The 23756-nt window shown below is 71.2% G+C and carries 25 protein-coding genes; 23 read left to right on the top strand and 2 right to left on the bottom strand.

Annotated features, from left to right (window positions below):
* Positions 1-70: 70 nt before the first annotated feature.
* The 20 genes from ACEZDE_RS11465 to murA all read left to right on the top strand — a co-directional run bounded on the left by ACEZDE_RS11465 (position 71) and on the right by murA (position 18507).
* On the top strand, positions 71-1225 hold the full coding sequence (locus tag ACEZDE_RS11465; RefSeq protein WP_380535225.1) for an LCP family protein: 1155 nt from the start codon (positions 71-73) through the stop codon (positions 1223-1225).
* A 121-nt stretch (positions 1226-1346) separates the two neighbouring features.
* Positions 1347-1571 (top strand): 50S ribosomal protein L31, encoded by a 225-nt coding sequence (gene rpmE, locus ACEZDE_RS11460; protein ID WP_380535224.1) that lies wholly within the window; start codon positions 1347-1349, stop codon positions 1569-1571.
* Positions 1572-1692: 121 nt separating this feature from the next.
* Positions 1693-2772 (top strand): peptide chain release factor 1, encoded by a 1080-nt coding sequence (prfA, locus tag ACEZDE_RS11455; RefSeq protein WP_380535223.1) that lies wholly within the window; start codon positions 1693-1695, stop codon positions 2770-2772.
* A 26-nt stretch (positions 2773-2798) separates the two neighbouring features.
* On the top strand, positions 2799-3665 hold the full coding sequence (gene prmC, locus ACEZDE_RS11450) for a peptide chain release factor N(5)-glutamine methyltransferase (RefSeq protein ID WP_380535221.1): 867 nt from the start codon (positions 2799-2801) through the stop codon (positions 3663-3665).
* 34 nt (positions 3666-3699) lie between these two features.
* A complete protein-coding gene (locus tag ACEZDE_RS11445) occupies positions 3700-4347 on the top strand; it encodes an L-threonylcarbamoyladenylate synthase (RefSeq protein ID WP_380535219.1) in 648 nt (215 codons plus the stop codon).
* Positions 4348-4409: 62 nt separating this feature from the next.
* Complete coding sequence (locus ACEZDE_RS11440) at positions 4410-5102, top strand: arsenate reductase/protein-tyrosine-phosphatase family protein (RefSeq protein ID WP_380535217.1); 693 nt, start codon at positions 4410-4412, stop codon at positions 5100-5102.
* Between the two features lie 72 nt (positions 5103-5174).
* On the top strand, positions 5175-6422 hold the full coding sequence (locus tag ACEZDE_RS11435) for a serine hydroxymethyltransferase (RefSeq protein ID WP_380535216.1): 1248 nt from the start codon (positions 5175-5177) through the stop codon (positions 6420-6422).
* Positions 6423-6577: 155 nt separating this feature from the next.
* Positions 6578-7894 (top strand): MraY family glycosyltransferase, encoded by a 1317-nt coding sequence (locus ACEZDE_RS11430; protein WP_380535214.1) that lies wholly within the window; start codon positions 6578-6580, stop codon positions 7892-7894.
* Between the two features lie 291 nt (positions 7895-8185).
* On the top strand, positions 8186-8548 hold the full coding sequence (locus ACEZDE_RS11425; protein WP_380535212.1) for a hypothetical protein: 363 nt from the start codon (positions 8186-8188) through the stop codon (positions 8546-8548).
* Positions 8549-8769: 221 nt separating this feature from the next.
* Entirely contained in the window at positions 8770-9579 is an 810-nt protein-coding gene (gene atpB / locus ACEZDE_RS11420; protein WP_380535209.1) for a F0F1 ATP synthase subunit A, read from the top strand.
* Positions 9580-9655: 76 nt separating this feature from the next.
* Positions 9656-9892, top strand: coding sequence for an ATP synthase F0 subunit C (gene atpE / locus ACEZDE_RS11415; protein WP_380535206.1), 237 nt, complete (start codon positions 9656-9658; stop codon positions 9890-9892).
* Between the two features lie 43 nt (positions 9893-9935).
* Positions 9936-10487 carry a F0F1 ATP synthase subunit B gene (locus ACEZDE_RS11410; RefSeq protein WP_380535685.1) on the top strand — a complete coding sequence of 184 codons (552 nt, stop codon included), beginning with the start codon at positions 9936-9938 and terminating at the stop codon, positions 10485-10487.
* Complete coding sequence (locus ACEZDE_RS11405; protein WP_380535204.1) at positions 10484-11299, top strand: F0F1 ATP synthase subunit delta; 816 nt, start codon at positions 10484-10486, stop codon at positions 11297-11299. Before ACEZDE_RS11410 ends, ACEZDE_RS11405 begins: the two co-directional genes overlap by 4 nt.
* A 123-nt stretch (positions 11300-11422) precedes the next feature.
* Positions 11423-12997: a F0F1 ATP synthase subunit alpha gene (atpA, locus tag ACEZDE_RS11400; RefSeq protein WP_380535203.1), complete on the top strand. Its 1575-nt coding sequence runs from the start codon at positions 11423-11425 to the stop codon at positions 12995-12997.
* A gap of 29 nt (positions 12998-13026) precedes the next feature.
* Positions 13027-13938 carry a F0F1 ATP synthase subunit gamma gene (locus tag ACEZDE_RS11395; RefSeq protein WP_380535201.1) on the top strand — a complete coding sequence of 304 codons (912 nt, stop codon included), beginning with the start codon at positions 13027-13029 and terminating at the stop codon, positions 13936-13938.
* 3 nt (positions 13939-13941) lie between these two features.
* Entirely contained in the window at positions 13942-15387 is a 1446-nt protein-coding gene (gene atpD, locus ACEZDE_RS11390) for a F0F1 ATP synthase subunit beta (protein ID WP_380535199.1), read from the top strand.
* Positions 15388-15540: 153 nt separating this feature from the next.
* A complete protein-coding gene (locus ACEZDE_RS11385) occupies positions 15541-15912 on the top strand; it encodes a F0F1 ATP synthase subunit epsilon (RefSeq protein ID WP_380535197.1) in 372 nt (123 codons plus the stop codon).
* A gap of 158 nt (positions 15913-16070) precedes the next feature.
* Positions 16071-16589 carry a DUF2550 domain-containing protein gene (locus tag ACEZDE_RS11380; protein WP_380535195.1) on the top strand — a complete coding sequence of 173 codons (519 nt, stop codon included), beginning with the start codon at positions 16071-16073 and terminating at the stop codon, positions 16587-16589.
* Between the two features lie 18 nt (positions 16590-16607).
* Positions 16608-17180 carry a cob(I)yrinic acid a,c-diamide adenosyltransferase gene (locus tag ACEZDE_RS11375; RefSeq protein WP_380535193.1) on the top strand — a complete coding sequence of 191 codons (573 nt, stop codon included), beginning with the start codon at positions 16608-16610 and terminating at the stop codon, positions 17178-17180.
* Positions 17181-17208: 28 nt separating this feature from the next.
* Entirely contained in the window at positions 17209-18507 is a 1299-nt protein-coding gene (gene murA, locus ACEZDE_RS11370) for a UDP-N-acetylglucosamine 1-carboxyvinyltransferase (protein WP_380535192.1), read from the top strand.
* A 41-nt stretch (positions 18508-18548) separates the two neighbouring features.
* On the opposite strand, the gene ACEZDE_RS11365 is transcribed toward murA, so the two are convergent.
* Positions 18549-18881 (bottom strand): hypothetical protein, encoded by a 333-nt coding sequence (locus ACEZDE_RS11365; protein ID WP_380535191.1) that lies wholly within the window; start codon positions 18879-18881, stop codon positions 18549-18551.
* A 148-nt stretch (positions 18882-19029) separates the two neighbouring features.
* Here ACEZDE_RS11365 and ACEZDE_RS11360 point away from each other — a divergent pair, with 148 nt between their 5' ends.
* From ACEZDE_RS11360 to ACEZDE_RS11350, 3 genes are all read left to right on the top strand, one after another.
* Entirely contained in the window at positions 19030-19884 is an 855-nt protein-coding gene (locus ACEZDE_RS11360; RefSeq protein WP_380535683.1) for a 3-hydroxyacyl-CoA dehydrogenase family protein, read from the top strand.
* 137 nt (positions 19885-20021) lie between these two features.
* Positions 20022-20348: an STAS domain-containing protein gene (locus tag ACEZDE_RS11355; RefSeq protein WP_380535189.1), complete on the top strand. Its 327-nt coding sequence runs from the start codon at positions 20022-20024 to the stop codon at positions 20346-20348.
* A gap of 124 nt (positions 20349-20472) precedes the next feature.
* Positions 20473-22935, top strand: coding sequence for an ATP-binding protein (locus ACEZDE_RS11350; RefSeq protein ID WP_380535187.1), 2463 nt, complete (start codon positions 20473-20475; stop codon positions 22933-22935).
* Positions 22936-22961: 26 nt separating this feature from the next.
* Here ACEZDE_RS11350 and nucS read toward each other — a convergent pair whose 3' ends face one another.
* The gene (nucS, locus tag ACEZDE_RS11345; RefSeq protein WP_380535185.1) at positions 22962-23621 is read right to left on the bottom strand and encodes an endonuclease NucS; all 660 of its coding nucleotides are present in this window, start codon (positions 23619-23621) and stop codon (positions 22962-22964) included.
* Positions 23622-23756: the final 135 nt, after the last annotated feature.

The raw sequence follows: 23756 nt of genomic DNA, 5'->3' as shown, positions 1-23756 counted from the left end.
GGGCTGCGGCGTCCCCTGCCGCGGGCGGCTCCTGCGGGCGGCCCCGATCCGGCTGCCGTACGCTCGCGGAATGACGGACAAGTCGGATGAAAAGCCTCAACCTGCGGAAAGCGGCCGTCCCCGGCGCCGCCTGCTGCGGATTCTGGCCTGGTCCACGGCGGCCGTCCTGGTGCTCTGCGCCGGGGCGGGCGGGTACGTCTACTGGCGGCTCAACAGCAACCTCAGGACCGTGGACATCAGCGGGGCGCTGGGCAGCGACCGCCCCGGCGCCTCGGGCAGCGGAACGATGAACATCCTGCTGCTCGGCTCGGACTCCCGCTCCGGCAGCAACGGGCAGCTGGCCGGGGGGGCCGCCGACGGCACCGCGCGCTCGGACACCGCGATGGTGATCCATGTGAACCAGGCACACGACCACGCCGACATCGTCAGCATCCCCCGGGACACCCTGGTCAGCAGGCCCTCCTGCCCCTCGGTGAAGGGCGGCACGGCCGCGGCGGCGGACGGCGCGATGTTCAACACCGCGTACGAGGTCGGCGGGCCCGCCTGCGCGGTGAAGACGGTGGAGTCGATGACCGGGCTGCGCATGGACCACTACGTCGAACTGGACTTCTCCGGCTTCGCCAAGCTCATCGACGCCCTCGGCGGGGTCACCGTGACCACCACCGTCCCGATCGACGACCAGAAGAGCGGGCTGCACCTCGCGGCCGGCACGCACACCCTGAACGGCACCCAGGCGCTGGCCTTCGTGCGGACCCGGCACGGCGTCGGCGACGGCAGCGACCTGGGCCGGATCGAGCTGCAGCAGCAGATGATGAAGTCGATCCTGACCAAGGTGGAGGGCATGGGGCTGCTCTCCGACCCGGTCAAACTGCTGGACATCGCGGACACCGCGACCAGCGCGCTCACCACCGACAGCCAGCTGGGCTCGGTGACGTCGCTGGTGTCGCTGGCCGAGGGGATGCGGGGCATCGGCGACAAGGACATCACCGCGGTCACCATGCCGACCGTGGTCGCCCCCAGCGACCCCAACCGCCTGGTCGCCCTGGACCCGCAGGCAGCCGACCTGTGGGCGGCGCTGGCGCTGGACCAGCCGGTCCCGGCCTCGGTGCTGGCCCTGCAGCTGCAGAACCCGGCCACCAGCCCGACCCCGGCGGCCGGCCCGAGCGCGAGCAGCGGCGCAGGCCCGAGCGCGTCCGGCACGAGCTCCGACCGGAGCCCGGAATAGCGGGCGCCCCCCGCCGGTTTGGGCAGATGCGGCCAGTGCTGGCAGACTGGTACGTCGGTCCCGGTTCACGGACGGCAGCCCGCCGTGCGACCCGGAACCCTCCCGAACCTAGGAGCACCCCTTGAAGTCCGAGATCCACCCCACCTACGTGGTCACCCAGGTCACCTGCACCTGCGGCAACGAGTTCACCACCCGCAGCACCGAGCAGTCCGGCGTCATGCGCGCCGAGATCTGCTCCAACTGCCACCCGTTCTACACCGGCAAGCAGAAGATCATGGACACCGGTGGCCGCGTGGCCCGCTTCGAGGCCCGCTTCGGCAAGAAGCACGCCGCCAAGCACCAGTAGCGGTTCCTCGGCGCCGGCCGGGCGCGCTCTCCCTCGCGGAGGTGCGGCCCGGTCGGCGCCGTTCGCGTTGGACACCCCCGCCCTGTCAGGCCACACGCACGTCGGAAGAAGGCACAGCGCCATGTTCGAGGCAGTCGAGGAGCTCCTGAGCGAGCACGCGGTCCTTGAGGAGCGGCTGGCCGACCCGGCGGTCCACGCCGACCAGGGGGAGGCCCGCAGGCTCTCCAAGCGGTACGCCGAGCTGACCCCGATCACCGCGGCCTACCGGGCCTGGCGGCAGACCGGCGACGACATCGAGGCGGCCCGCGAGTTCGCCGAGGACGACCCGGACTTCTACGCCGAGATCAAGTCCCTGGAGCGGCAGCGCGAGCAGCTGACCGAGGACCTGCGGCTGCTGCTGGTCCCGCGCGACCCCAACGACGACAAGGACGTCCTGCTGGAGGTCAAGGCGGGCGAGGGCGGCGAGGAGTCGGCGCTGTTCGCCGGGGACCTGCTGCGGATGTACCTGCGCTACGCCGAGAAGGTCGGCTGGCGGACCGAGGTCATCGACGCCAACGAGTCCGACCTCGGCGGCTACAAGGACGTCCAGGTGTCGGTGAAGGCCCGCGGCGCCCTGGAACCGGGCCAGGGGGTCTGGGCCCGGCTGAAGTACGAGGGCGGCGTGCACCGGGTGCAGCGGGTGCCCGCGACCGAGTCGCAGGGCCGGATCCACACCTCCGCGGCCGGTGTGCTGGTCACGCCCGAGGCGGAGGAGGTCGAGATCGAGATCAACGCCAACGACCTGCGGATCGACGTCTACCGCTCGTCCGGCCCCGGCGGCCAGTCGGTCAACACCACCGACTCGGCGGTCCGGATCACCCACCTCCCCACCGGTATCGTCTCCTCCTGCCAGAACCAGAAGAGCCAGCTCCAGAACAAGGAGCAGGCCATGCGCATCCTGCGGTCGCGGATCCTCGCCGCCGCTCAGGAGGAGGCGGACCAGGAGGCCAGCGACGCGCGCCGGAGCCAGGTCCGCAGCGTGGACCGGTCCGAGCGGATCCGGACCTACAACTTCCCGGAGAACCGCATCTCGGACCACCGCACCGGCTTCAAGGCGTACAACTTGGACCAGGTCCTCGGCGGCGAGCTCGACCCGGTGATCCAGTCGGCGGTCGACGCCGACGCCGCGGCCAGGCTCGAAGCCGCCGCCCACAACAACTGAGCCCAGAACACCCGAGGAGGTACGCGGTGAACCTGCTGCTCGCCGAGGTGGCCCAGGCCACCCAGCGCCTGGCCGCGGCGGGCGTGCCCTCGCCGCGCTTCGACGCCGAGGAGCTGGCCGCGTACGTCCACGAGGTCAAGCGGGGCGAGCTGCACACCGTCGCCGACGGCGAGTTCGACGCCCGCTACTGGGAGGTCATCTCCCGCCGCGAGGCCCGCGAGCCGCTGCAGCACATCACCGGGCGGGCCTTCTTCCGCTACCTGGAGCTGCTGGTCGGCCCCGGGGTGTTCGTGCCGCGCCCGGAGACCGAGTCGGTGGTCGGCTGGGCCATAGACGCGCTGCGCTCGATGGACGTCGCCGAACCGCTGGTGGTGGACCTCTGCACCGGCTCCGGCGCGATCGCGCTGGCGCTGGCCCAGGAGGTGCCGCGGAGCCGGGTGCACGCGGTCGAGCTGTCCGAGCAGGCCTACGGCTGGGCCCGGCGCAACGTCGACGCCAGCCCGGACGCGTCCCGGATCAGCCTGGTCCAGGGCGACGCCACCACCGCCTTCGAGGACCGGCCCGAACTGCACGGCCGGTTCGACCTGGTGATCAGCAACCCGCCCTACATCCCGCTGACCGAGTGGGAGTACGTCGCCCCCGAGGCCCGGGACCACGACCCCGAGCTGGCGCTGTTCTCCGGCGAGGACGGCCTGGACGCCATCCGCGGGATCGAGAAGGTCGCCGCCCGGCTGCTCCGCCCCGGCGGGGTGGTGGTGATCGAGCACGCCGACACCCAGGGCGGGCTGGTCCCGTGGATCTTCCGCGAGGAGTCCGGCTGGACCGACGCCGCAGACCACCGCGACCTCAACAACCGCCCGCGCTTCGCCACGGCCCGCCGGGCCGCGCTGTGACCGCCGTATCCGCCCTAGAGAGGGGCCAGTACCGATGAGCCGCCGCTACGACTGTGCCGATCCGAGCGACCGTGCCGCCGGCCTGCGCGAGTGCGCCTCGGCGATCCGCCGGGGCGAGCTCGTGGTCCTGCCCACCGACACCCTCTACGGGATCGGCGCGGACGCCTTCACCCCGGACGCCGTCGCCGCGCTGCTGGCCGCCAAGGGCCGCGGCCGGAACATGCCGGTGCCGGTCCTGGTCGGCTCGCCGACCACGCTGCACGGCCTGGTCAGCGACTTCTCCGAGTCCGCCTGGGAGCTGGTGGACGCCTTCTGGCCGGGCGGGCTGACCCTGGTCACCAAGCACCAGCCGTCGCTGCGCTGGGACCTGGGCGACACCCGCGGCAGCGTCGCGGTCCGGATGCCGCTGCACCCGGTCGCCATCGAACTGCTCAACGCCACCGGGCCGCTGGCCGTCTCCAGCGCCAACCTGACCGGCGGCACGCCCCCGGCCGACTGCGACGAGGCACAGGGCCAGCTCGGCGACAGCGTCTCGGTCTACCTGGACGGCGGCCGGGCCGACCACGCCGTCGCCTCGTCCATCGTCGACGTCAGCGGCAAGGTCCCGGTGCTGCTGCGCGAGGGCGCGGTCACCACGGCCCAGCTCCGCGAGGTGGTACCCGACCTGGTGGTCGGCAGTTGACCGACGTCCGGGCGGCCGTGAACGGAACCGGGCCGCATCGCGGTGCCGCGCCGGGTTCCGTCATGCCCCTGGGCGGTCTCACCGGGAGCGGACGGCACGCCCGTCCGGTCCCCCGGCCGTACTACGGCGGCGCCGAGCCCCGGCACGGCGCCTTCACCATCCTCTACGTGTGCACCGGGAACGTCTGCCGCTCGCCCATTGCCGAGCGGCTGACCCGGCACGAGCTGAGCCACCGGCTCGGCTCGCGGGCCGGCGACATCCTGGTGGAGAGCGCCGGCACCTGGGGCCACGAGGGCGCGCCGATGGAGTCCAACGCCGCCGAGATCCTCAGCGAGTACGGTGCCGACCCGCGCGGCTTCGTCGGCCGCGAACTGCTGGACGAGCACGTCATCGGCGCCGACCTGGTGCTCACCGCGACCCTGGACCACCGGGCCCAGGTCATCTCGATGGGCCACGCCGCCGGGCTGCGCACCTTCACCCTCAAGGAGTTCACCCGGCTGGTGACGGCGATAGACGCGGCCACCCTGCCGGAGGCCGCCGAGGGCCCCGGCGAGATCGCCGAACGGGCCCGGGTCCTGGTCCGCGCCGCCGCCGCGCTGCGCGGCTGGCTGCTGGCGGCGACCCCGGAGGCCGACGAGGTGGACGACCCCTACGGCGCCCCGCTGGGCATGTTCCGCAACTGCGGCGAGGAGATCTTCGACGCGCTCGACCCCATCGTCACCGCGCTGACCGGGGTAGCCCGAGTGCCCGCCTAGCCCAGGCGTAACGATTACTCCCGCCCTACAGTGAGCTTGCGGGGCCCACCACACGGTGCAGGGAGCGTAGCGATGGCAGTGCTCAGCGAGCAGGATCCGCGGCTCGCCGACGTCCTGGCGGCCGAGCAGCGGCGCCGGGCGAGCCAGCTGCACCTGCTCGCCGGAGAGAACTTCTCCGCCCCCTCGGTCCGCGCGGTACTGGCCGGGCCGCTGGCCGACAAGTACGCCGAGGGCTATCCCGGGCACCGCCACCACACCGGCTGCGCGCACGCGGACCAGGTCGAACTGCTCGCGGTGGAGCGGGCCAAGGCGCTGTTCGGCGCCGCGCACGCCAACGTCCAGCCGCACTCCGGCACCTCCGCGATCCTCGCCGCGTACGCCGCGCTGCTGCGCCCCGGCGACGCGGTGCTGGCGCTGTCGCTGCAGCACGGCGGGCATCTGACGCACGGTTCGGGGGCCAACTTCTCCGGCCGCTGGTTCGACTTCACCGGCTACGGGGTCCGCGAGCGGGACGGCCTGCTGGATCTGGACCAGGTCCGCGACCTGGCCCGAGCGGTGCGGCCGAAGGCCATCCTGGCCGGGGCCATCTCCTACCCCCGGGCCCTGGACTGGGCCGCCTTCCGGGCCGTCGCCGACGAGGTCGGCGCGTACCTGGTGGCGGACGCCGCGCAGACCATCGGCCTGGTCGCGGGCGGGGTGCTGGACTCCCCGGTGCCGTACGCGGACGTGGTCTGCGGGGTGACCCACAAGCTGCTCGGCGGCCCCAGGGGCGGGCTGCTGCTGTGCACCGAGGAGCTGGCCGGACGGGTCGACCGGGCGGTGTTCCCGTTCACCCAGGGCGGCCCGGCGATGAACCAGATCGCGGCGAAGGCGCTGGTCCTGGGCCTGGCCGCGACCCCGGAGTACGCCGGCTACGCCCGCCGGACGGTCGCCAACGCGCAGGCGCTGGCCGCGGCGCTGGCGGCGGAGGGGCTGCGTCCGCTGACCGGCGGCACCGACACCCACCTGGTCACCGCCGACGCCCGGCCGCTGCGGCTGACCGGCCAGGAGGCCGAGCGGCGCTGCGAGGCGGCCGGAGTGCTGCTGGGCCGGTGCGCGGTCCCGTTCGACCAGGCGCCGCCCGCGTCGGCCTCCGGGGTCCGGCTCGGCACCGCCTGCGTCACCACGCAGGGGATGGGCGTGCCGGAGATGGCCGAGGTCGGCGCCCTGGTCGGCCGGGCGCTGCGGGCCGACGGCCAGGAGGAGGCGCGGGCGGTGGCGGCCGAGGTGCGCGCGCTGACCGGGCGCTTTCCGCCGGAACCGGAACAATCATGGCTTTAGTCATCTGTAGACAAAACCGCAATGGTGGGTCCGAGCGTCCGTATGCATAGGGTGGTGGGCTGTGATGCCGCAGCAACACCGTTCATCCCAGCAGCCCCGGCCGCTATGCTCAGCCGGAGTCACGGGGGTGCCGACCGCAATATTGGAGGGCGCTGATGCGTGAGTTCCTGCTGGTGCTCTGCGTCACCACCGCGGTCACCTACCTGCTGACCGGCCCGGTCCGGAAGTTCGCGATCATCGCGGGCGCGATGCCGCAGATCCGCGCCAGGGACGTGCACAAGGAGCCGACCCCCCGGCTGGGCGGCATCGCGATGTTCGGCGGCCTGTGCGCGGGGCTGCTGGTGGCGGACCACCTCAGCAAGCTCTCCAGCATCTTCACCAACACCGGGGACGTCCCCGCGCTGCTGGCCGGCGCCACCATCATGTGGGTGATCGGGGTCCTGGACGACAAGTGGGGCGTGGACGCCCTGGTGAAGCTGGGCGGCCAGATGGTCGCGGCCGGCGTCATGGTCTTCAAGGGCGTCACCGTGCTGTGGCTGCCGATCCCCGGTGTCGGCACGGTGGTGCTGCACCAGACCTGGGGCACCTTCATCGCGGTGGCCCTGGTGGTGATCAGCGTGAACGCGGTGAACTTCATCGACGGCCTGGACGGCCTCGCGGCCGGGATGGTCTGCATCGCGGCACTGGCCTTCTTCGCCTACTCGTACCGGCTGTCCTACGGCCATGGCATCGCCGACGCCCTCCCGGCAACGCTGTTCAGCGCGATCCTGGTGGGGATGTGCCTGGGCTTCCTGCCGCACAACCTGCACCCGGCCCGGATCTTCATGGGCGACTCGGGGGCGCTGCTGCTCGGCCTGGTGCTCTCGGTGTCGATGATCTCGCTGACCGGCCGGGTGGACCCGAGCGTGATCACCACCGGCTCGCAGACCGACGCGGTGCACGCGATGGTGCCCATCTACATCCCGATGCTGCTGCCGCTGACCGTGATCGCGGTGCCGCTGGCGGACCTGGTGCTGGCGGTGGTGCGGCGCACCTGGAACGGCCAGTCGCCGTTCGCGGCCGACAAGGGCCACCTGCACCACCGGCTGCTGCAGATCGGCCACTCGCACAGCCGGGCCGTGCTGATCATGTACTTCTGGGCCGCCCTGTTCGCCTTCGCGACCATCGCCTTCTCGGTGAACCGCACCCCGCTGCTGGCTGTGAAGATCGCCATGGCGGCCTGCCTGATCGGCATCATCGTGCTGCTGCTGCCCCGCTTCAAGCCGCACGCCCCCCTGATAGCGCAGCGCTTCCTGCCGCCGCGCTACCGCCGTCCGGACGACTCCGCCGAGCCGGAGCCCAAGGTAAGGGAACTTCTTACCGAGGGGGTCGAATCCTTCTCCGACGAGGACGAGGAGCTGCTCCGCACGATCGGGACCGGCTCGCACGCCGCCGGACGCCATTCGGGCGCATCGGGACGAACCGTCCGATAGCCCTTCCGAGTGAGCCCCGTGTGGCAAGAAGCACAGCTCTAGGGTAAAGACCTCACCAAATAGCTTGTGATACCGTTCACGACATCAGGAGAAGAGCCGAAGGACCTTATGGGAGAAGGTCGTTCGGTCGCGATCCGCCTCGCGGGTCTGTGATCCCGTGCTCGCCCTCCTCGACTTCCCTTGATCGCCTTTCCAACCATCGCGCCGGAGTTGACGACGATGCTGTCCAACGACGCCCGGATTCTCCGGGGAGCAGCCCTGCCGGCTGTCCCTGTGGGAATCGTCGCCGCTGTGCTCAGCACGGTCCTCGCCGGCTCCAAGGGTCTGATCGGCGCCGTGGTCGCCATCGCCGTGGTCGCCGTGTTCTTCGGGCTCGGCTTCTGGCTGCTGATGCGGCTGACCCAGAACCGGCCGCAACTGGTGATGATGGCCGGACTGCTGGTCTACGCGGTGCAGATGCTGCTCATCGGCGTCTTCATCGTCGTGTTCAAGAACACCACCCTGTTCAACGGCCGGGCTTTCGCGCTCACGCTGCTGGTCACCGCGCTGGCCTGGGTGGGCGGACAGGTCTACTTCACGCTGCGGGGCAAGACGCTCTACGTCGATCCGGAGCCCTCGGTCCCGGTGAAGGCGGAGTCCCGAGATGGGACGTAAGGGCGGAGTAAAGCCGCTTCATCCCGATCTGCTATCGTCCGGAATCGCATCCGGTCGAAAGGGACCTCAGTCCCCTCCCGGAGGCGCCTGGTCCTCGGCGGTAGAGCCGAGTCGACCGGCAGGGCGCCACCACCTCACGTTCCCGTGCCGAACCGTGGCCGCACAGGCCGCGCCGACACACAAGGTTGCAGTTCTTATGCGTCACGACGAAGGAGTCACGGGTGAGTGCCCAATCGCTGCTCGCTGAGAGCGGGTGTCACATCACGCCCTCGGGCTGTGGTTTCCCCGCCCCGGGTCTCAACTCGTTCAACTTCAAGCCGATCTTCAGCGTCGGCAGCTTCGACTTCACCAAGCCGATGCTGCTCGCGATCATCTGCATGCTGCTGGTGGTCGGGTTCTTCTGGTCGGCGTTCGCCAAGCCGAAGCTGGTCCCCGGCAAGCTGCAGCTGGTCGGCGAGATCGGCTACACCTTCATCTCCCGGGGTATCGCCCGCGATGTGATCGGCAAGAAGGGCGACAAGTACGTCCCCTTCCTGACCTCGATCTTCTTCTTCGTGTGGATCATGAACATCATGTCCATCATCCCGCTGGCGCAGTTCCCGGTGGCGTCCCGGTTCGCCTTCCCGGTGTCCATCGCGCTGCTGGTGTGGGTGACGTACATGTACCTCACCTTCAAGACCCACGGCTTCGTCGGCGGCTGGAAGCACCTCACCGTGCTGCAGGGCCTGCCGGGGTGGCTGCTCCCGCTGATCATCGTGATCGAGTTCCTGCAGAACGTGATCCTGCGTCCGTTCACCCTCGCGGTGCGGCTCTGGGCCAACATGTTCGCCGGCCACATGCTCATCGTGATGTTCAGCGCCGCCTGCTGGTACATGCTCACCCCCTCGGTCTTCGCGCTCTTCTCGGGCGGCTCGTTCATCATGGCCGTCGGCATGACCGCGTTCGAGGTGCTGATCCAGTTCCTCCAGGCGTACATCTTCACGCTGCTGACGTCGCTGTACATCAGCGGAGCGCTCGAAGAGGGTCACTGACCCGCCCGCACCACCCCAAGACTTCCGCTGGGAAGCCCCCCAGCGGTACGGCAAAACACCAAAGGACAGAGACACCATGTCTGCTTCTGTTGAGCTCGCCGCCGGCGTCTCCGGCAACCTCGGCGCCGTGGCCTACGGTCTCGCCGCGATCGGCCCCGGCGTCGGCATCGGCCTGGTCTTCGGCCACTCGATCGAGGCCATGGCCCGTCAGCCCGAGGCCATGCCGATCATCCGCCAGAACATGTTCCTCGGCTTCGCCCTGTGTGAGGTTCTGGCGCTGCTCGGCCTGGTCGTCCCCTTCATCTTCAAGTAAGCCGACCAGCCAGTAGCCACACTCGACGAAAGGTTCAGACATGATGAACTTCTTCCTGGCAGAGGGAGGAGCGCAGAACCCGCTCATCCCCGAGATCCCGGAACTGATCATCGGCCTGCTCTGCTTCTTCATCGTCTTCGGCGTCCTCGGCAAGAAGCTGCTGCCCGGTATCCAGAAGACTCTGGAGGAGCGGCGCGACGCGATCGAGGGTGGCCTGGAGCGGGCGGCTGAGGCGCAGGCCGAGGCCACCCGGACGCTGAAGGAATACCAGGACCAGCTCGCGGAGGCCCGTCACGAGGCTGCTCGGATCACCGAGCACGCGCGTGAGCAGGGCGCCGTGATCATCGCGGAGATGAAGGAAGAGGGACAGCGCCAGCGCGAGTCCATCATCACCGCGGGCCACGCCCAGATCGAAGCCGACCGCCGCCAGGTGACCAACGTGCTCCGTCAGGACGTCGGCCGGATCGCCACCGACCTGGCAGGCCGCGTCGTCGGCGAGTCCCTGGAGGACTCCGCCCGGCAGAGCCGGATCATCGACCGCTTCCTCGACGAGCTCGAGGCGAAGTCGGCCGAGGCTGCGAGCGCCGCCAAGTGAGCAGCGCCACACGTCAGTCCAACGCCGCGGCCCGCGAGCGCCTGGAGGCCCTGACCGACAGCACGTCGGTGGACCTCGTCGCGCTCGGTGCGGATCTGCTGGCCGTGACCGGTGTGCTCGACCGCGCGGTCGGGCTGCGCCGTACCCTCACCGACCCGGCGACCGATGGACAGCGCAAGGCCGACCTGGCCACCGCGCTGCTCGGCGGCAAGATCGGCGCGGAAGCGCTCGACCTGGTCTCCGGCATGGTCCGCTCGCGCTGGGCGCAGTCACGCGACCTGGTCGACGCGATCGAGCAGCTGGCCTCGCTCACCGAGATCATCGGTGCGGACCGGGCCGGCTCGCTGGACGAGGTCGAGGACGAGCTGTTCCGCTTCGGACGGATCGTCGCCGCCAACCCCGAGCTGCGGTCCGCGCTCACCGACGGCGCCGCGGACACCGCGGCCAAGGGCGAGCTGCTCCGCGGTCTGCTGGGCGGCAAGGCCAAGCCGCAGACCGTGCAGCTGATCACCGGACTGGTGACCCAGCCGCGTGGTCGTAGCCTGGAAGGCGGCCTGGAGGAGTTCTCCCGGCTCGCCGCCGGTCGGCGTGACCGGGTGGTCGCCCTGGTGACCGCCGCGGTGCCGCTGTCCGACGCGCAGAAGGAGCGGCTCGCCGCTTCGCTGGCACGGCTGGTCGGTCGCCAGGTGCACCTGAACATCGAGGTGGACCCCGCGGTCCTCGGCGGTGTCCGGGTCCAGATCGGCGACGAGATCATCGAGGGCACCGTCGCGAGCCGGATGGACGGCGCGCGGCAGGGCCTGGCGGGCTAGACCCAAGCATTATCCGACCCTCGGTCGGTCAATACGGTCAGTGGACATGCTGATCGAGAGTCGAATACTTGCGGCCCTCCACGGGCGGGCCGAGGATCGCAACTAGGAGAGCAGGGAACCCAGATGGCGGAGCTCACGATCCGGCCGGAGGAGATCCGGGACGCGCTGGACACCTTCGTCCAGTCGTACCAGCCGGACGCCGCCTCGCGCGAAGAGGTCGGCACGGTCGTCTACACGGCTGACGGTATCGCCCGAGTCGAGGGACTGCCCTCGGTCATGGCGAACGAACTGCTGAAGTTCGAGGACGGGACCCTCGGTCTCGCGCTGAACCTCGACACCCGCGAGATCGGTGTCGTCGTCCTCGGCGAGTTCAACGCGATCGAGGAGGGCCAGACGGTCCGCCGCACCGGCGAGGTGCTGTCGGTCCCGGTGGGCGAGGGCTACCTCGGCCGCGTGGTCGACCCGCTGGGCCAGCCGATCGACGGCCTCGGCGAGATCGCTTCCACCGGCCGCCGCGCCCTGGAGCTGCAGGCTCCCGGCGTCATGGTCCGCAAGTCGGTGCACGAGCCGATGCAGACCGGCATCAAGGCCATCGACGCGATGACCCCGATCGGCCGCGGCCAGCGTCAGCTGATCATCGGCGACCGCCAGACCGGCAAGACCGCGGTGGCGATCGACACGATCATCAACCAGCGTGACAACTGGCGCTCCGGCGACCCGAAGAAGCAGGTCCGCTGCATCTACGTCGCCATCGGCCAGAAGGGCTCCACCATCGCCTCCGTGCGCAGTGCGCTGGAGGAGGCGGGCGCGCTGGAGTACACCACCATCGTGGCCGCCCCGGCGTCCGACCCGGCCGGCTTCAAGTACCTCGCCCCGTACACCGGTTCGGCCATCGGCCAGGAGTGGATGTACGACGGCAAGCACGTCCTCATCGTCTTCGACGACCTGAGCAAGCAGGCCGAGGCGTACCGCGCCGTGTCGCTGCTGCTGCGCCGTCCGCCGGGCCGCGAGGCCTACCCGGGCGACGTCTTCTACCTGCACTCCCGTCTGCTGGAGCGTTGCGCCAAGCTGTCGGACGAGCTGGGCGCGGGCTCGATGACCGGTCTGCCGATCATCGAGACCAAGGCCAACGACGTCTCGGCGTACATCCCCACCAACGTGATCTCGATCACCGACGGCCAGTGCTTCCTGGAGTCCGACCTGTTCAACTCGGGCATCCGCCCGGCCGTGAACGTCGGTATCTCGGTCTCCCGGGTCGGCGGCTCGGCGCAGATCAAGGCCATGAAGTCGGTGGCCGGGCGACTGCGTCTGGACCTGGCCCAGTACCGCGAGCTGGAGGCCTTCGCCGCCTTCGGCTCCGACCTGGACGCGGCCTCCAAGGCGCAGCTGGAGCGCGGCGCCCGCATGGTGGAGCTGCTCAAGCAGGGCCAGTACCAGCCCTTCCCGGTCGAGGAGCAGGTCGTCTCGATCTGGGCCGGCACCACCGGCCAGCTCGACAACGTCCCGGTCGCGGACATCCGCAAGTTCGAGCGCGAGTTCCTCGACTACCTGCGCCGCGAGCACAAGGGCGTGCTGACCACGATCGTCGAGACCAGCAAGCTCGAGGACGGCACGATCACCTCGCTGACCGAGGCCATCACCTCGTTCAAGCAGGAGTTCACCACCTCCCAGGGCGCGCTGCTCGGCGACTCGGCCTGACGAGCGACGGAAAGGACGGTAACTGACCCATGGGAGCACAGCTTCGGGTCTACAAGCGCCGGATCCGCTCTGTCACCGCGACGAAGAAGATCACCAAGGCGATGGAGATGATCTCCGCGTCGCGCATCATGAAGGCGCAGCGCGCGGTGGCCGCTTCCTCCCCGTACGCGGACGAGCTCACCCGTGCGGTGACCGCGGTCGCGACGAGGTCCAACGCCAAGCACCCGCTGACCACCGAGCCGGAGCACCCGGTCCGGGCGGCGGTGCTGGTGGTCACGGCCGACCGCGGTCTGGCCGGCGGGTACTCCTCCAACGCCATCAAGCAGGCGGTGGTCCTGTCGGACCGGCTGCGCGCCGAGGGCAAGGAGGTCGTCACCTTCATGGTCGGCCGCAAGGGCGTGGGCTTCTACGCCTTCCGGGAGATGCCGATCGCGGCCTCCTGGTCCGGCTTCTCCGACAAGCCGGTCTACCAGGACGCCAAGACGGTCTCGGCCGATCTGATCGACGCCTTCGTCAAGGACACCGCCGAGGGCGGCGTGGACGAGCTGCACATGGTCTCCACCGAGTTCGTGTCGATGCTCACCCAGAACCCGGTGGACGTGCGGCTGCTCCCGCTCAAGCTGGAGGAGACGCAGGCGGCGGCGAAGGAGCACGGCCCCTTCCCGCTGTACGACTTCGAGCCGTCGGCCGAGGGCGTCCTGGACGCCCTGCTGCCGCGGTACGTGGAGAGCAGGATCTACAACGCGCTGCTGCAGTCGGCCGCCTCGGAGCACGCCGCCCGCCGGCGTGCGATGAAGAGCGCGACCGACAACGCGGGAGAGCTCATCAAGTCGCTGTCGCGGCTTGCCAACTCGGCCCGACAGGCCGAGATCACCCAGGAAATCAGCGAGATCGTCGGTGGCGCCACCGCCCTGGCCGACGCGAACGCGGGGAGTGACTAACACATGACTGCCACTGTTGAGACCGCGACGGCCACCGGCCGTGTCGCGCGGGTCATCGGGCCGGTCGTCGACGTGGAGTTCCCCGTCGACGCCATGCCGGCGATGTTCAACGCCCTCAAGGTCGAGATCGACGCCCCGGACGGCACCGGCCGCAAGGTGCTGACCCTGGAGACGTCGCAGCACCTCGGCGACGGCCTGGTCCGCGCCATCTCGATGCAGCCCACCGACGGCCTGACCCGTGGGGCGGGTGTCTCCGACACCGGCGCCGCGATCTCGGTGCCGGTCGGCGAGATCACCAAGGGCAAGGTCTTCAACGCCCTCGGCGAGGTCCTGAACACGGACAAGGCGGAGTTCGAGGCCCAGGTCGAGACCCGCTGGCCGATCCACCGGGTCGCCCCGCGGTTCGACCAGCTCGAGTCCAAGACCGAGATGTTCGAGACCGGCATCAAGGTCATCGACCTGCTCACCCCGTACGTCCAGGGCGGCAAGATCGGCCTGTTCGGCGGCGCCGGCGTCGGCAAGACGGTGCTCATCCAGGAGATGATCTACCGTGTCGCCGAGAACTTCGGTGGCGTGTCGGTGTTCGCCGGCGTCGGTGAGCGCACCCGTGAGGGCAACGACCTCATCGAGGAGATGAAGGACTCCGGCGTCCTGGACAAGACCGCGCTGGTCTTCGGCCAGATGGACGAGCCGCCGGGCACCCGGCTCCGGGTCGCGCTGTCCGCGCTCACCATGGCGGAGTACTTCCGCGACGTGGTCGGCCAGGACGTGCTGCTCTTCATCGACAACATCTTCCGGTTCACCCAGGCCGGTTCCGAGGTGTCGACCCTGCTCGGCCGGATGCCCTCCGCGGTGGGCTACCAGCCGAACCTGGCCGACGAGATGGGCCTCCTCCAGGAGCGCATCACCTCGACCCGCGGTCACTCGATCACCTCGATGCAGGCGATCTACGTCCCCGCGGACGACCTGACCGACCCGGCCCCGGCCAACGTGTTCGCCCACCTCGACGCGACCACCACCCTCTCCCGTCCGATCTCGGAGAAGGGCATCTACCCCGCCGTCGACCCGCTGGACTCCACGTCCCGCATCCTGGACCCGCGCTACATCGCGCAGGACCACTACGACACGGCGGTCCGGATCAAGGGGATCCTGCAGAAGTACAAGGACCTCCAGGACATCATCGCGATCCTCGGCATCGACGAGCTGAGCGAGGAAGACAAGATCACCGTCTACCGCGCCCGGCGGATCGAGCGCTTCCTGTCCCAGAACACCTACGTGGCGAAGCAGTTCACCGGTGTCGAGGGCTCGACGGTCCCGCTCGACGAGACCATCCACGCGTTCAACGCCATCGCCGACGGCAAGTACGACGCCGTCCCGGAGCAGGCGTTCTTCATGTGCGGTGGCATCGAGGACCTGGAGCGCAACGCGGCCGAGCTGGCCAAGAAGTAGTACGTCCCGGCCCCGGCTGGCACTGAGGGGCGGCCCCGTACGGGACCGCCCCTCGGTCCTTGCCGACCCGATTGCGCGTCTGATCGGGTCGCCGGTTATTCTTTCCGCAACCCGGGCTTCACGGCACGGGCATCAAGACCGAGGGAGCCCACAGTGGCTGAGCTGCACGTCGAGCTGGTCGCGGCCGACCGCAAGGTCTGGTCGGGCGAGGCCACGATCGTCCTTGCCCGTACCAAGTCCGGCGACATCGGCATCCAGGCCGGGCACACGCCCGTGCTCGGGGTGCTGGAGTCCGACCCGGTGACCATCCGCCAGGCGGACGGCACCACCGTGATCGCGGCCGTGCACGGCGGCTTCCTGTCCTTCGCGGACAACAAGCTGTCGCTGCTGGCCGAGGTCGCCGAGCTGGCCGACGAGATCGACGTCGAGCGGGCCGAGCGGGCCCTGACCGCGGCCAAGGCCGACGCCGAGGCGGGCGCCGCGCGCCGGGCCTCGGTCCGGCTCCAGGCGGCGGCGATCCGCTAGGCGCACACTGGGCACGACCGGTCCCGGGGCACGCGAGTGGCCCCGGGACCGCGCTGTATCCACAGCGGCCGGATCGCACGGGAGAACGAGAGTTACCCCCGGGGCGCGAGGGCCGTTGAAAAGGCACACGGGCCGACGCACGAGGGAGGTGGCAGGACGTGGTCCACGCGGTGGTGATCGTGGTGGCGGTGCTGCTGGTCGCCCTCTGCGGCCTGGGCGCGTTCGCAGTGCGCAGGCGGCTGATCCAGCGCCCCGGCGGCACCTTCGACTGCTCCGCGCGGCTGCGGGTCCCGGCCGCCGCCGACCCGGCGGAACCGCTGGACCCGGACGCCCCGCTGCCCTCCGGCTCGGCCCCGGCGCCCGAGGGCGGCGGCGACAGCGGCGGCAAGGGCTGGGTGTTCGGCATCGGCCGCTACAACCGCGACTCGGTGGAGTGGTTCCGGGTCTTCAGCTACGCCCCCCGCCCGCGCAAGGTGCTCCAGCGCTCCCGGATCGAGGTGCTGCACCGGCGCACCCCGGTCGGCCAGGAGGAGCTGGCGCTGCTCTCCGGCGCGGTCGTGCTGACCTGCCTGCACGCCGGCGAGCCGGTGGAGCTGGCGATGAGCGAGGACGCCCTGACCGGCTTCCTGGCCTGGCTGGAAGCCGCCCCGCCCGGACAGCGCGTCAACGTCGCCTGAGGCCCTAGGCTCCCTGGCATGGTCAATCTCACCCGCATCTACACCAGGACCGGCGACGACGGCAGCACCGCGCTCGGGGACATGAGCCGGACCCGGAAGACCGACCCCCGGCTGGCCGCCTACGCCGACAGCAACGAGGCCAACGCCGCCATCGGCGTGGCGATCGCCTGCGGCGCGCTCCCGGACGAGCTGGTCACCGTGCTCACCCGGATCCAGAACGACCTCTTCGACGTCGGCGCGGACCTGGCCACCCCGGTGGCGCCGGACCCGAAGTACCCGCCGCTGCGGGTGCTGCAGAGCTACGTCGACCGGCTGGAGCAGGACTGCGACCGCTTCAACGGCGAACTGGAGAAGCTGCGCAGCTTCATCCTCCCCGGCGGCACCCCCGGCGCCGCCTACCTGCACGTCGCCTGCACCGTGGTGCGCCGCGCCGAGCGCAGCACCTGGGCCGCGGTCGAGGCGCACGGCGACACCGTCAACCCGCTCGCCGCGACCTACCTCAACCGGCTCTCCGACCTGCTGTTCATCCTCGCCAGGACGGCCAACAAGGCACAGGGCGACGTGCTCTGGGTGCCCGGCGAGAACCGTTGAGCCGCCGCGCTGCCCGTACGATGCCCAGATGACGGAACGGTTGCGGGTGGTGGGCGGCGCGCGGCTCGCGGGGCGGGTGCGCGTGCCGGGGGCCAAGAACAGCGCGTTGAAGCTGATGGCGGCCTCGCTGCTGGCGGAGGGGGAGACCCGGCTGGCCAACCTGCCGCGGATCCTCGACGTGGAGATCATGGCCGAGCTGCTGCGGCGGATGGGCTGCACGGTGACCCTGGAGTGGTCCGCGCTGCCCGGCCACCACAGCGGCACGGCGGTGATCGACGTCCCGGCCGAGCCGGGGCACGAGGCGGACTACGACCTGGTCCGGATGATGCGTGCGTCGATCGCCGTGCTGGGCCCGCTGCTGGCCCGCTGCGGGCAGGTGCGGGTGGCCCGGCCCGGCGGCGACGCGATCGGCTCGCGCGGGCTGGACATGCACATCGACGGGCTGACCCGGCTCGGCGCGGTGATCACCAATGAGCACGGCTACCTGGTCGCCAGCGCGCCCGGCGGGCTCACCGGCAGCACCGTGGAGCTGGAGTTCCCCAGCGTCGGCGCGACCGAGAACATCCTGATGGCGGCGGTGCTCGCGGAGGGCGCCACGGTGATCGACAACGCCGCGCGGGAGCCGGAGATCGTCGACCTGTGCCTGATGCTGCAGGCGATGGGCGCCAAGATCGGCGGGGCGGGCAGCTCCACCATCGAGGTCCAGGGGGTGTCCGCGCTGTCGCCGGTGGCCTACGAGACCGTCCCGGACCGGATCGTGGCCGGGACCTTCGCTGTGGCCGCGGCGATGACCCGGGGCGACGTCACCGTGGAGCACGCCCGCCCGGAGCACCTGCGGATCGCGCTGGACCGGATCACCGCCTGCGGCGCCGAGGTGAGCGCGGTGCCGGACGGCTTCCGGGTGGTGATGGACCGTCGGCCGCGCGCGGTGGACGTGGTGACCCTGCCGTACCCGGGCTTCCCGACCGACCTGCAGCCGCAGTTCGCCGCGCTGAACGCGGTGGCCGAGGGCACCGCGATGATCACCGAGAACATCTTCGAGGCCCGCTTCGTCTTCCTGCAGGAGCTGGCCAGGCTCGGCGGCCAGGTCCGCACCGACGGCCACCACGCGGTGCTGCGCGGCGTCCCGCTGCTCTCCGGCGCCCCGGTCCAGGCGACCGACGTACGGGCCGGTATGGGGCTGGTGCTGGCCGGTCTGGTGGCCGAGGGGGTGACCCTGGTCTCCGAGATCCACCACATCGACCGCGGCTACGCCGGACTGGTCCGGCAGCTGAACGACCTGGGCGCGGAGGTCACCCGCGAGCCCGACCCGGGGTTCGGGCTCTAGGCCGCTGCCGGGCCGCCGCCGGGCCCGGCCGGGCCGGGTGCTCAGGGCGCCGCGCCGGTGTCCCGGAGCAGCCGGCGGGCGCTGGGCGCGGAGTCGGGCCAGACCATCAGCCGCGGCCCGCCGGTGGTGTCCACCAGGGTGTGCCGGATGCCCGCCGCGTCCAGCAGGGCGGTCAGCCGGAGCGTCTCCGCGTCGGTGGCCGGCGCGGCCACCGCGACCAGCAGCCCGTACTCGTCCGGAGCACCGCGCCGGGGCGTGCGGGAGACCAGCGAGCGCCCCTTCCGCGGGCTCCAGGCCCAGCGCAGCAGGGCCACCAGGGCGCCCAGGACCGCGAAGGGAAGCACCAGTTGGACGATCGGGCCGAGTCCTCCCACGATGTGCCTCCCTTGTCCTCCACTCCATTGTCGAGCGTGAGCTTCGCCACTGGAAGACGGCTACCCGTCGCCGTGAGGGCATCCGCGACGTTAGATTCAGCGGACATGGACAGCGTTGTCCGAACCGACTCACGTGAAGGGCACCATCGTGGCCGAGCAGATCGCCGTCATCGGAGCCGGCCTGATGGGCTCCGGCATCGCCCAGGTCTCCGCGCAGGCGGGGTACCAGGTGGTGCTGCGTGATGTGACGGACGAGGCGCTGCGGCGCGGTCTCGACGGTATCCGCGGCTCCTACCAGCGCTTCGTCGCCAAGGGGAAGCTCACCGCCGAGGAGGCCGAGGCCGCGCTGGCCCGGATCAGCACCACCACCGACCTGGACGCGGTCGGCGGCGCCGACCTGGTGGTCGAGGCGGTGTTCGAGCAGCTGGAGGTCAAGCAGGAGCTGTTCCGGGCGCTGGACCGGATCGCCCGCCCCGGCGCGGTGCTGGCCACCAACACCTCGGCCATCCCGATCACCCGGATCGCCTCGGTGACGGAGCGTCCGGAGTCCGTGGTCGGGGTGCACTTCTTCTCCCCGGTGCCGATGATGCAGCTCTGCGAGCTGGTGCGCGGCTACAAGACCAGTGACGCCACCCTGGCCGCCGCCCGCGAGTTCGCCGAGGGGGTCGGCAAGACCTGCGTGGTGGTGAACCGGGACGTGGCCGGCTTCGTCACCACCCGGCTGATCTCGGCGCTGGTGGTGGAGGCGGTGAAGCTCTACGAGTCGGGCGTGGCCACGGCCGAGGACATCGACACCGCCTGCCGGCTCGGTTTCGGCCACGCCATGGGCCCGTTGGCCACCGCGGACCTGACCGGGGTGGACATCCTGCTGCACGCGGCCAGGAACATCTACACCGAGACCCAGGACGAGAAGTTCGCGCCTCCGGAGATCATGGCCCGGATGGTCACGGCGGGGGATCTCGGCCGCAAGAGCGGCCAGGGTTTCTACAGCTACGAAAACTAGTACGAAGCAGAAAGAGAATTACTCACCCTTAAGGGTGAATTCCTCTCCGATATCGCCGTGGCCAGCAACCCCGACCCCTGGTTCCGCGTCAGATGAGAGAAGCATCAGTTCAACAGCTATTCCATGGGAGCGCGCGCATGCGGATCAGGGGTGACCACACCCGGCTCACGATCGAGGGCCGCCTCGACGTGCGCACCGCTGCCGACGCGCGCTCCGTGCTGCACCGGGCCGTCGACTACGGCCACGGTGACCTGGTGCTCGACCTCTCGCTGCTGGACTCCTGGGACGCGACCGGCCTCGGCGTGATCATGGGGACGCACCGCAGGGCCGGTCGCGGCGGCCGGCGGCTGGTGCTGCGCGACGTCCCGGCCCAGCTGCAACGGCTGCTGGTGGCGACCAAGTTGCACCGCATCCTGGCCATTGAGGGCTATGTCCCCGAAGCTGCCGTTTCCGCACCCTCGTAACCCCCGCAAGGTGACTTTCGGATAACAGTCTGCCCGGCCCCTCTCCCGCCGGAGCTCCGGCTGCGGAAGAGTGTGGGAAAGTCCGGGGGTTGGTGTCGGAAAGCTGCCCCAGGGGCGAAAGAGGATGATGAAGACACCCACTCCGATCGAGGGCGACGGCCCGGACGGCCGGTCCGCCCACGACACCGAGTCGCACACCCTTGGCCGAATAGCGGAGGCCGATCCGTCGGCGAACCTGCCTGTGCGCCACCGCGGCGGCGGTTCGGCCGAGTTGGCCACGTTCGCGCACCCGGACCGGGCCGTGGCGGTGCTCGCCGAGCCATCGCAGGGCGAGACCGCGGCCGACGGCAGCGCCCGTGCCGGCAGCGTCGTCACCGGGGAGCTCCAGCTCGTCGTCAACGCCCCGGACGGCAGCACCGCGTTCGACCTCCCGCCCGGCACCCGGCCGCAGGTCGTCCCGGTCGCCCCCGACCCCACCGTCCGACCCCGCGTCACCAGCGGCCTGCTGGAGCGGGACGCGCTCTGCGAGCGGCTCCGCGGACTGCTGCTGCAGGGCCGCTCGGTCCGCCTGGTCGGCCCGCAGGGATCGGGCCGCTCGGCCATCCTGGACGCGGTCGGCACCGCCTGCTCCGGGCTCGCCCCGGCCGGGGTGGTCCGGCTCACCGGCCACTCCCGCACCTCCGGCGACCTGTTGCAGGACCTCTTCAGCGCCACCCACCAGGCCCCCGGCTACCGTCCCGGGCGGGCACTGCTGCCGGAGCTGCTGCGCGACCTGTGCGCGGTCGTGGTCGTCGACGACGTCGAGTTCAGCGGGGAGGCACTGGAGGAACTGCTCGCCGCGGCCCCCGAGAGCTCCTTCCTGATCACCTCCACCACCGCGGTCGCCACCCCGCTCAGCGCCTCCTCGCCGAGCAGCGCCCGGTTGGAGGACACCCGGCTGCCGGGCCTCTCCCGGCAGTCCTCGCTGGCCCTGCTGGCCCGGCTGGCCGGACGCTCGCTGGACGAGACCGAGCGGGCCTGGGCGGTGGACCTGTGGTTCGAGTCCGAGGGCCTGCCGCTGCGCTTCGTCCAGGCCGCCGCGCTGCTGCGGCACCGGGAGAGCGCGATCGAGGCGATGGCCGCGGGCGAACCCGGCCCCGAGTGGCGCGGGCCCGCGGCGATCGAGGCCGGCGCCGAGGGCTCCACCGGCGGCGCCCTGGTGCCGACCAGGGAGCCCGCCCCCGGCGGCTTCGAGGCCTATCTGCGCCAGCACGGCGGGGAGGAGCAGGAGCCGCTGGTCGACCCGGTGCCGCTGCCCTCGGTGGCCGAGAGCGCCGCGCCCGCGGTCCGGCTCGCCCGCGGGCTGAGCACCGCGGGCCGCCGCACCCTGCGGCTGGCCACCGCGCTCGGCGGCGAGTGCCCCAGCGCACCGCACCTGCCCGCGCTGATCGACGTCGGCCACGGCGAGGAGGCGTTGGAGGAACTGGTCGAGGCCGGTCTCGCCACCCCGGTCGGCAGTCGGCACCACCGGCTGGTCGCCGGGGTCGCCGGGCTGCTCGCCGAGGAGTGGCCGGTCGCCGACGCCGCCGCCGACGCGGCCCAGCACTTCGCCTGGTGGACCGGGCACGCCTCGGTGACCGAGGAGCAGATCGCGGCCGAGGCCGAGGTGCTGCTCGCGGTGATGCACGCGGACCGCGAGCAGGGGCGGCACCAGCAGGTGGTGCTGCTGGCCCGCGCCTCCGCCCCGGCCTTCGCGCTCGGCCTGCGCTGGGGCGCCTGGGAGCGCGCGCTGCGGTTCGGCCTGGAGTCCGCGCGGGCGACCGAGGCGGTCGCCGAGGAGGCCTGGTTCCACCACGAACTGGGTGTGCTGGCGCTGTGCGTGGGCGCGTACGACCGGTCCAGGGCCGAGCTGGAGGCCTCGGTCGCGCTGCGCGGGGCGCTCAGCGACGCCCGCGGCACCGCGATCGGCCGGCGGGCGCTGAAGCAGCTGGACAGCGTCGGCTCGCTGCTCCCCGGGCGCACCGTCGTGCTCGGCGGGCGGTCCGGGGCCGGGCGGTCCGGGCTGCGCCGGGTGCTGCCGTTCAACCGGACCGACGACTCGCGGGTGACCCGGCGTCAGATCGTGCTGGCCGCGGCCAGTGTGGTGCTGATGGGGGTGCTCGGCGCGGGGGTCGCGCTGGGCTTCGGCGCGTTCCAGAAGGTGGGCGCGGGCAGCGGGCTGACGGTGCCGCCCGACGTGGGCGCGACCGGCCCGGCGGTGCCGGGGCCGACCTCCGCGGACACCGGGGGAGCGGCGCCGGTCGGCGCCCCGTCCTCGTCGGTCACCACGACGCCGTCGTCCAGCGCGAGCGGGTCGCGGACCCAGGACCCCGGCGAGCAGTCGCACGACCCGGCCACCGGACCGGCCCAGCCGAGCGACACCCCGAGCGCGACGGTGACACCGAGTCACGCCAAGCCGACACCGACCAGGACCAAGCCGAAGCCGCCGCCGTCCACGTCACCCGCGTCCTCGCCGACGGCCACGGTCTCCCCGACGCCGACGGACACCCCGAGCACCCAGTCGGCCTCGGCGCTGGAGTCCGCGCCTCCGACCTCCCCCGTGGTCTGACCCCGGGGGAGGCCGGAGGCTCCGGCTCAGAACAGCTTGAGCTTGTCGTCCTCGATGCCGCGCATGCCGTCGTAGTCCAGCAGTACGCAGCTGATGCCCCGGTCCAGGGCCAGTACCCGGGCCTGGGGCTTGATCTGCTGCGCGGCGAAGACCCCCTTCACCGGCGCCAGCAGGGTGTCGCGGTTCAGCAGTTCGAGGTAGCGGGTGAGCTGCTCGACGCCGTCGATGTCGCCGCGGCGCTTGATCTCCACGGCGACGGTGGTCCCGGCGTCGTCCCGGCACAGGATGTCGACCGGGCCGATCGCGGTGGGGTACTCGCGCCGGATCAGGGTCCAGCCGGCGCCGAGCACCTCCATCCGGTCGGCCAGCAGCTCCTGGAGGTGGGCCTCCACGCCGTCCTTGACCAGTCCGGGCTCGATGCCGAGTTCGTGCGAGGAGTCGAGCATGACCTCCTCCAGGGTGATGACGAGCTTCTCTCCGGCCTTGTTCTCGACCGTCCACCGCCCGTCGCCCTCCTTGAGGGTGCAGGGCGGTGACATCCAGTTGAGAGGCTTGTAGGCGCGGTCATCGGAGTGGATCGCGACGGAGCCGTCGGATTTCACCAGGATGAGCCGCGGGGCGGACGGCAGGTGGGCGGTGAGCCGGCCTGCGTAGTCGACTGAGCAGCGGGCAATTACGAGACGCACGGCCGACCACGCTAGCCCACGGGGGCCATTCGGAGCGATTCCGGTGTGGAACCCGCTCCCGGGAAACCCTCTGCGAGCGTGTGTGCGTTTGCTGTGTCGAAGGGCCGCAGGATGTGTGCGGGGTAGCTGGTACGG

The sequence above is a fragment of the Streptacidiphilus cavernicola genome, assembly GCF_042510955.1.
GTDB lineage: Bacteria > Actinomycetota > Actinomycetes > Streptomycetales > Streptomycetaceae > Streptacidiphilus > Streptacidiphilus cavernicola.
Note: the sequence above shows the minus strand (reverse complement) of the source record. Positions and strands in the feature narration are given on the sequence as shown.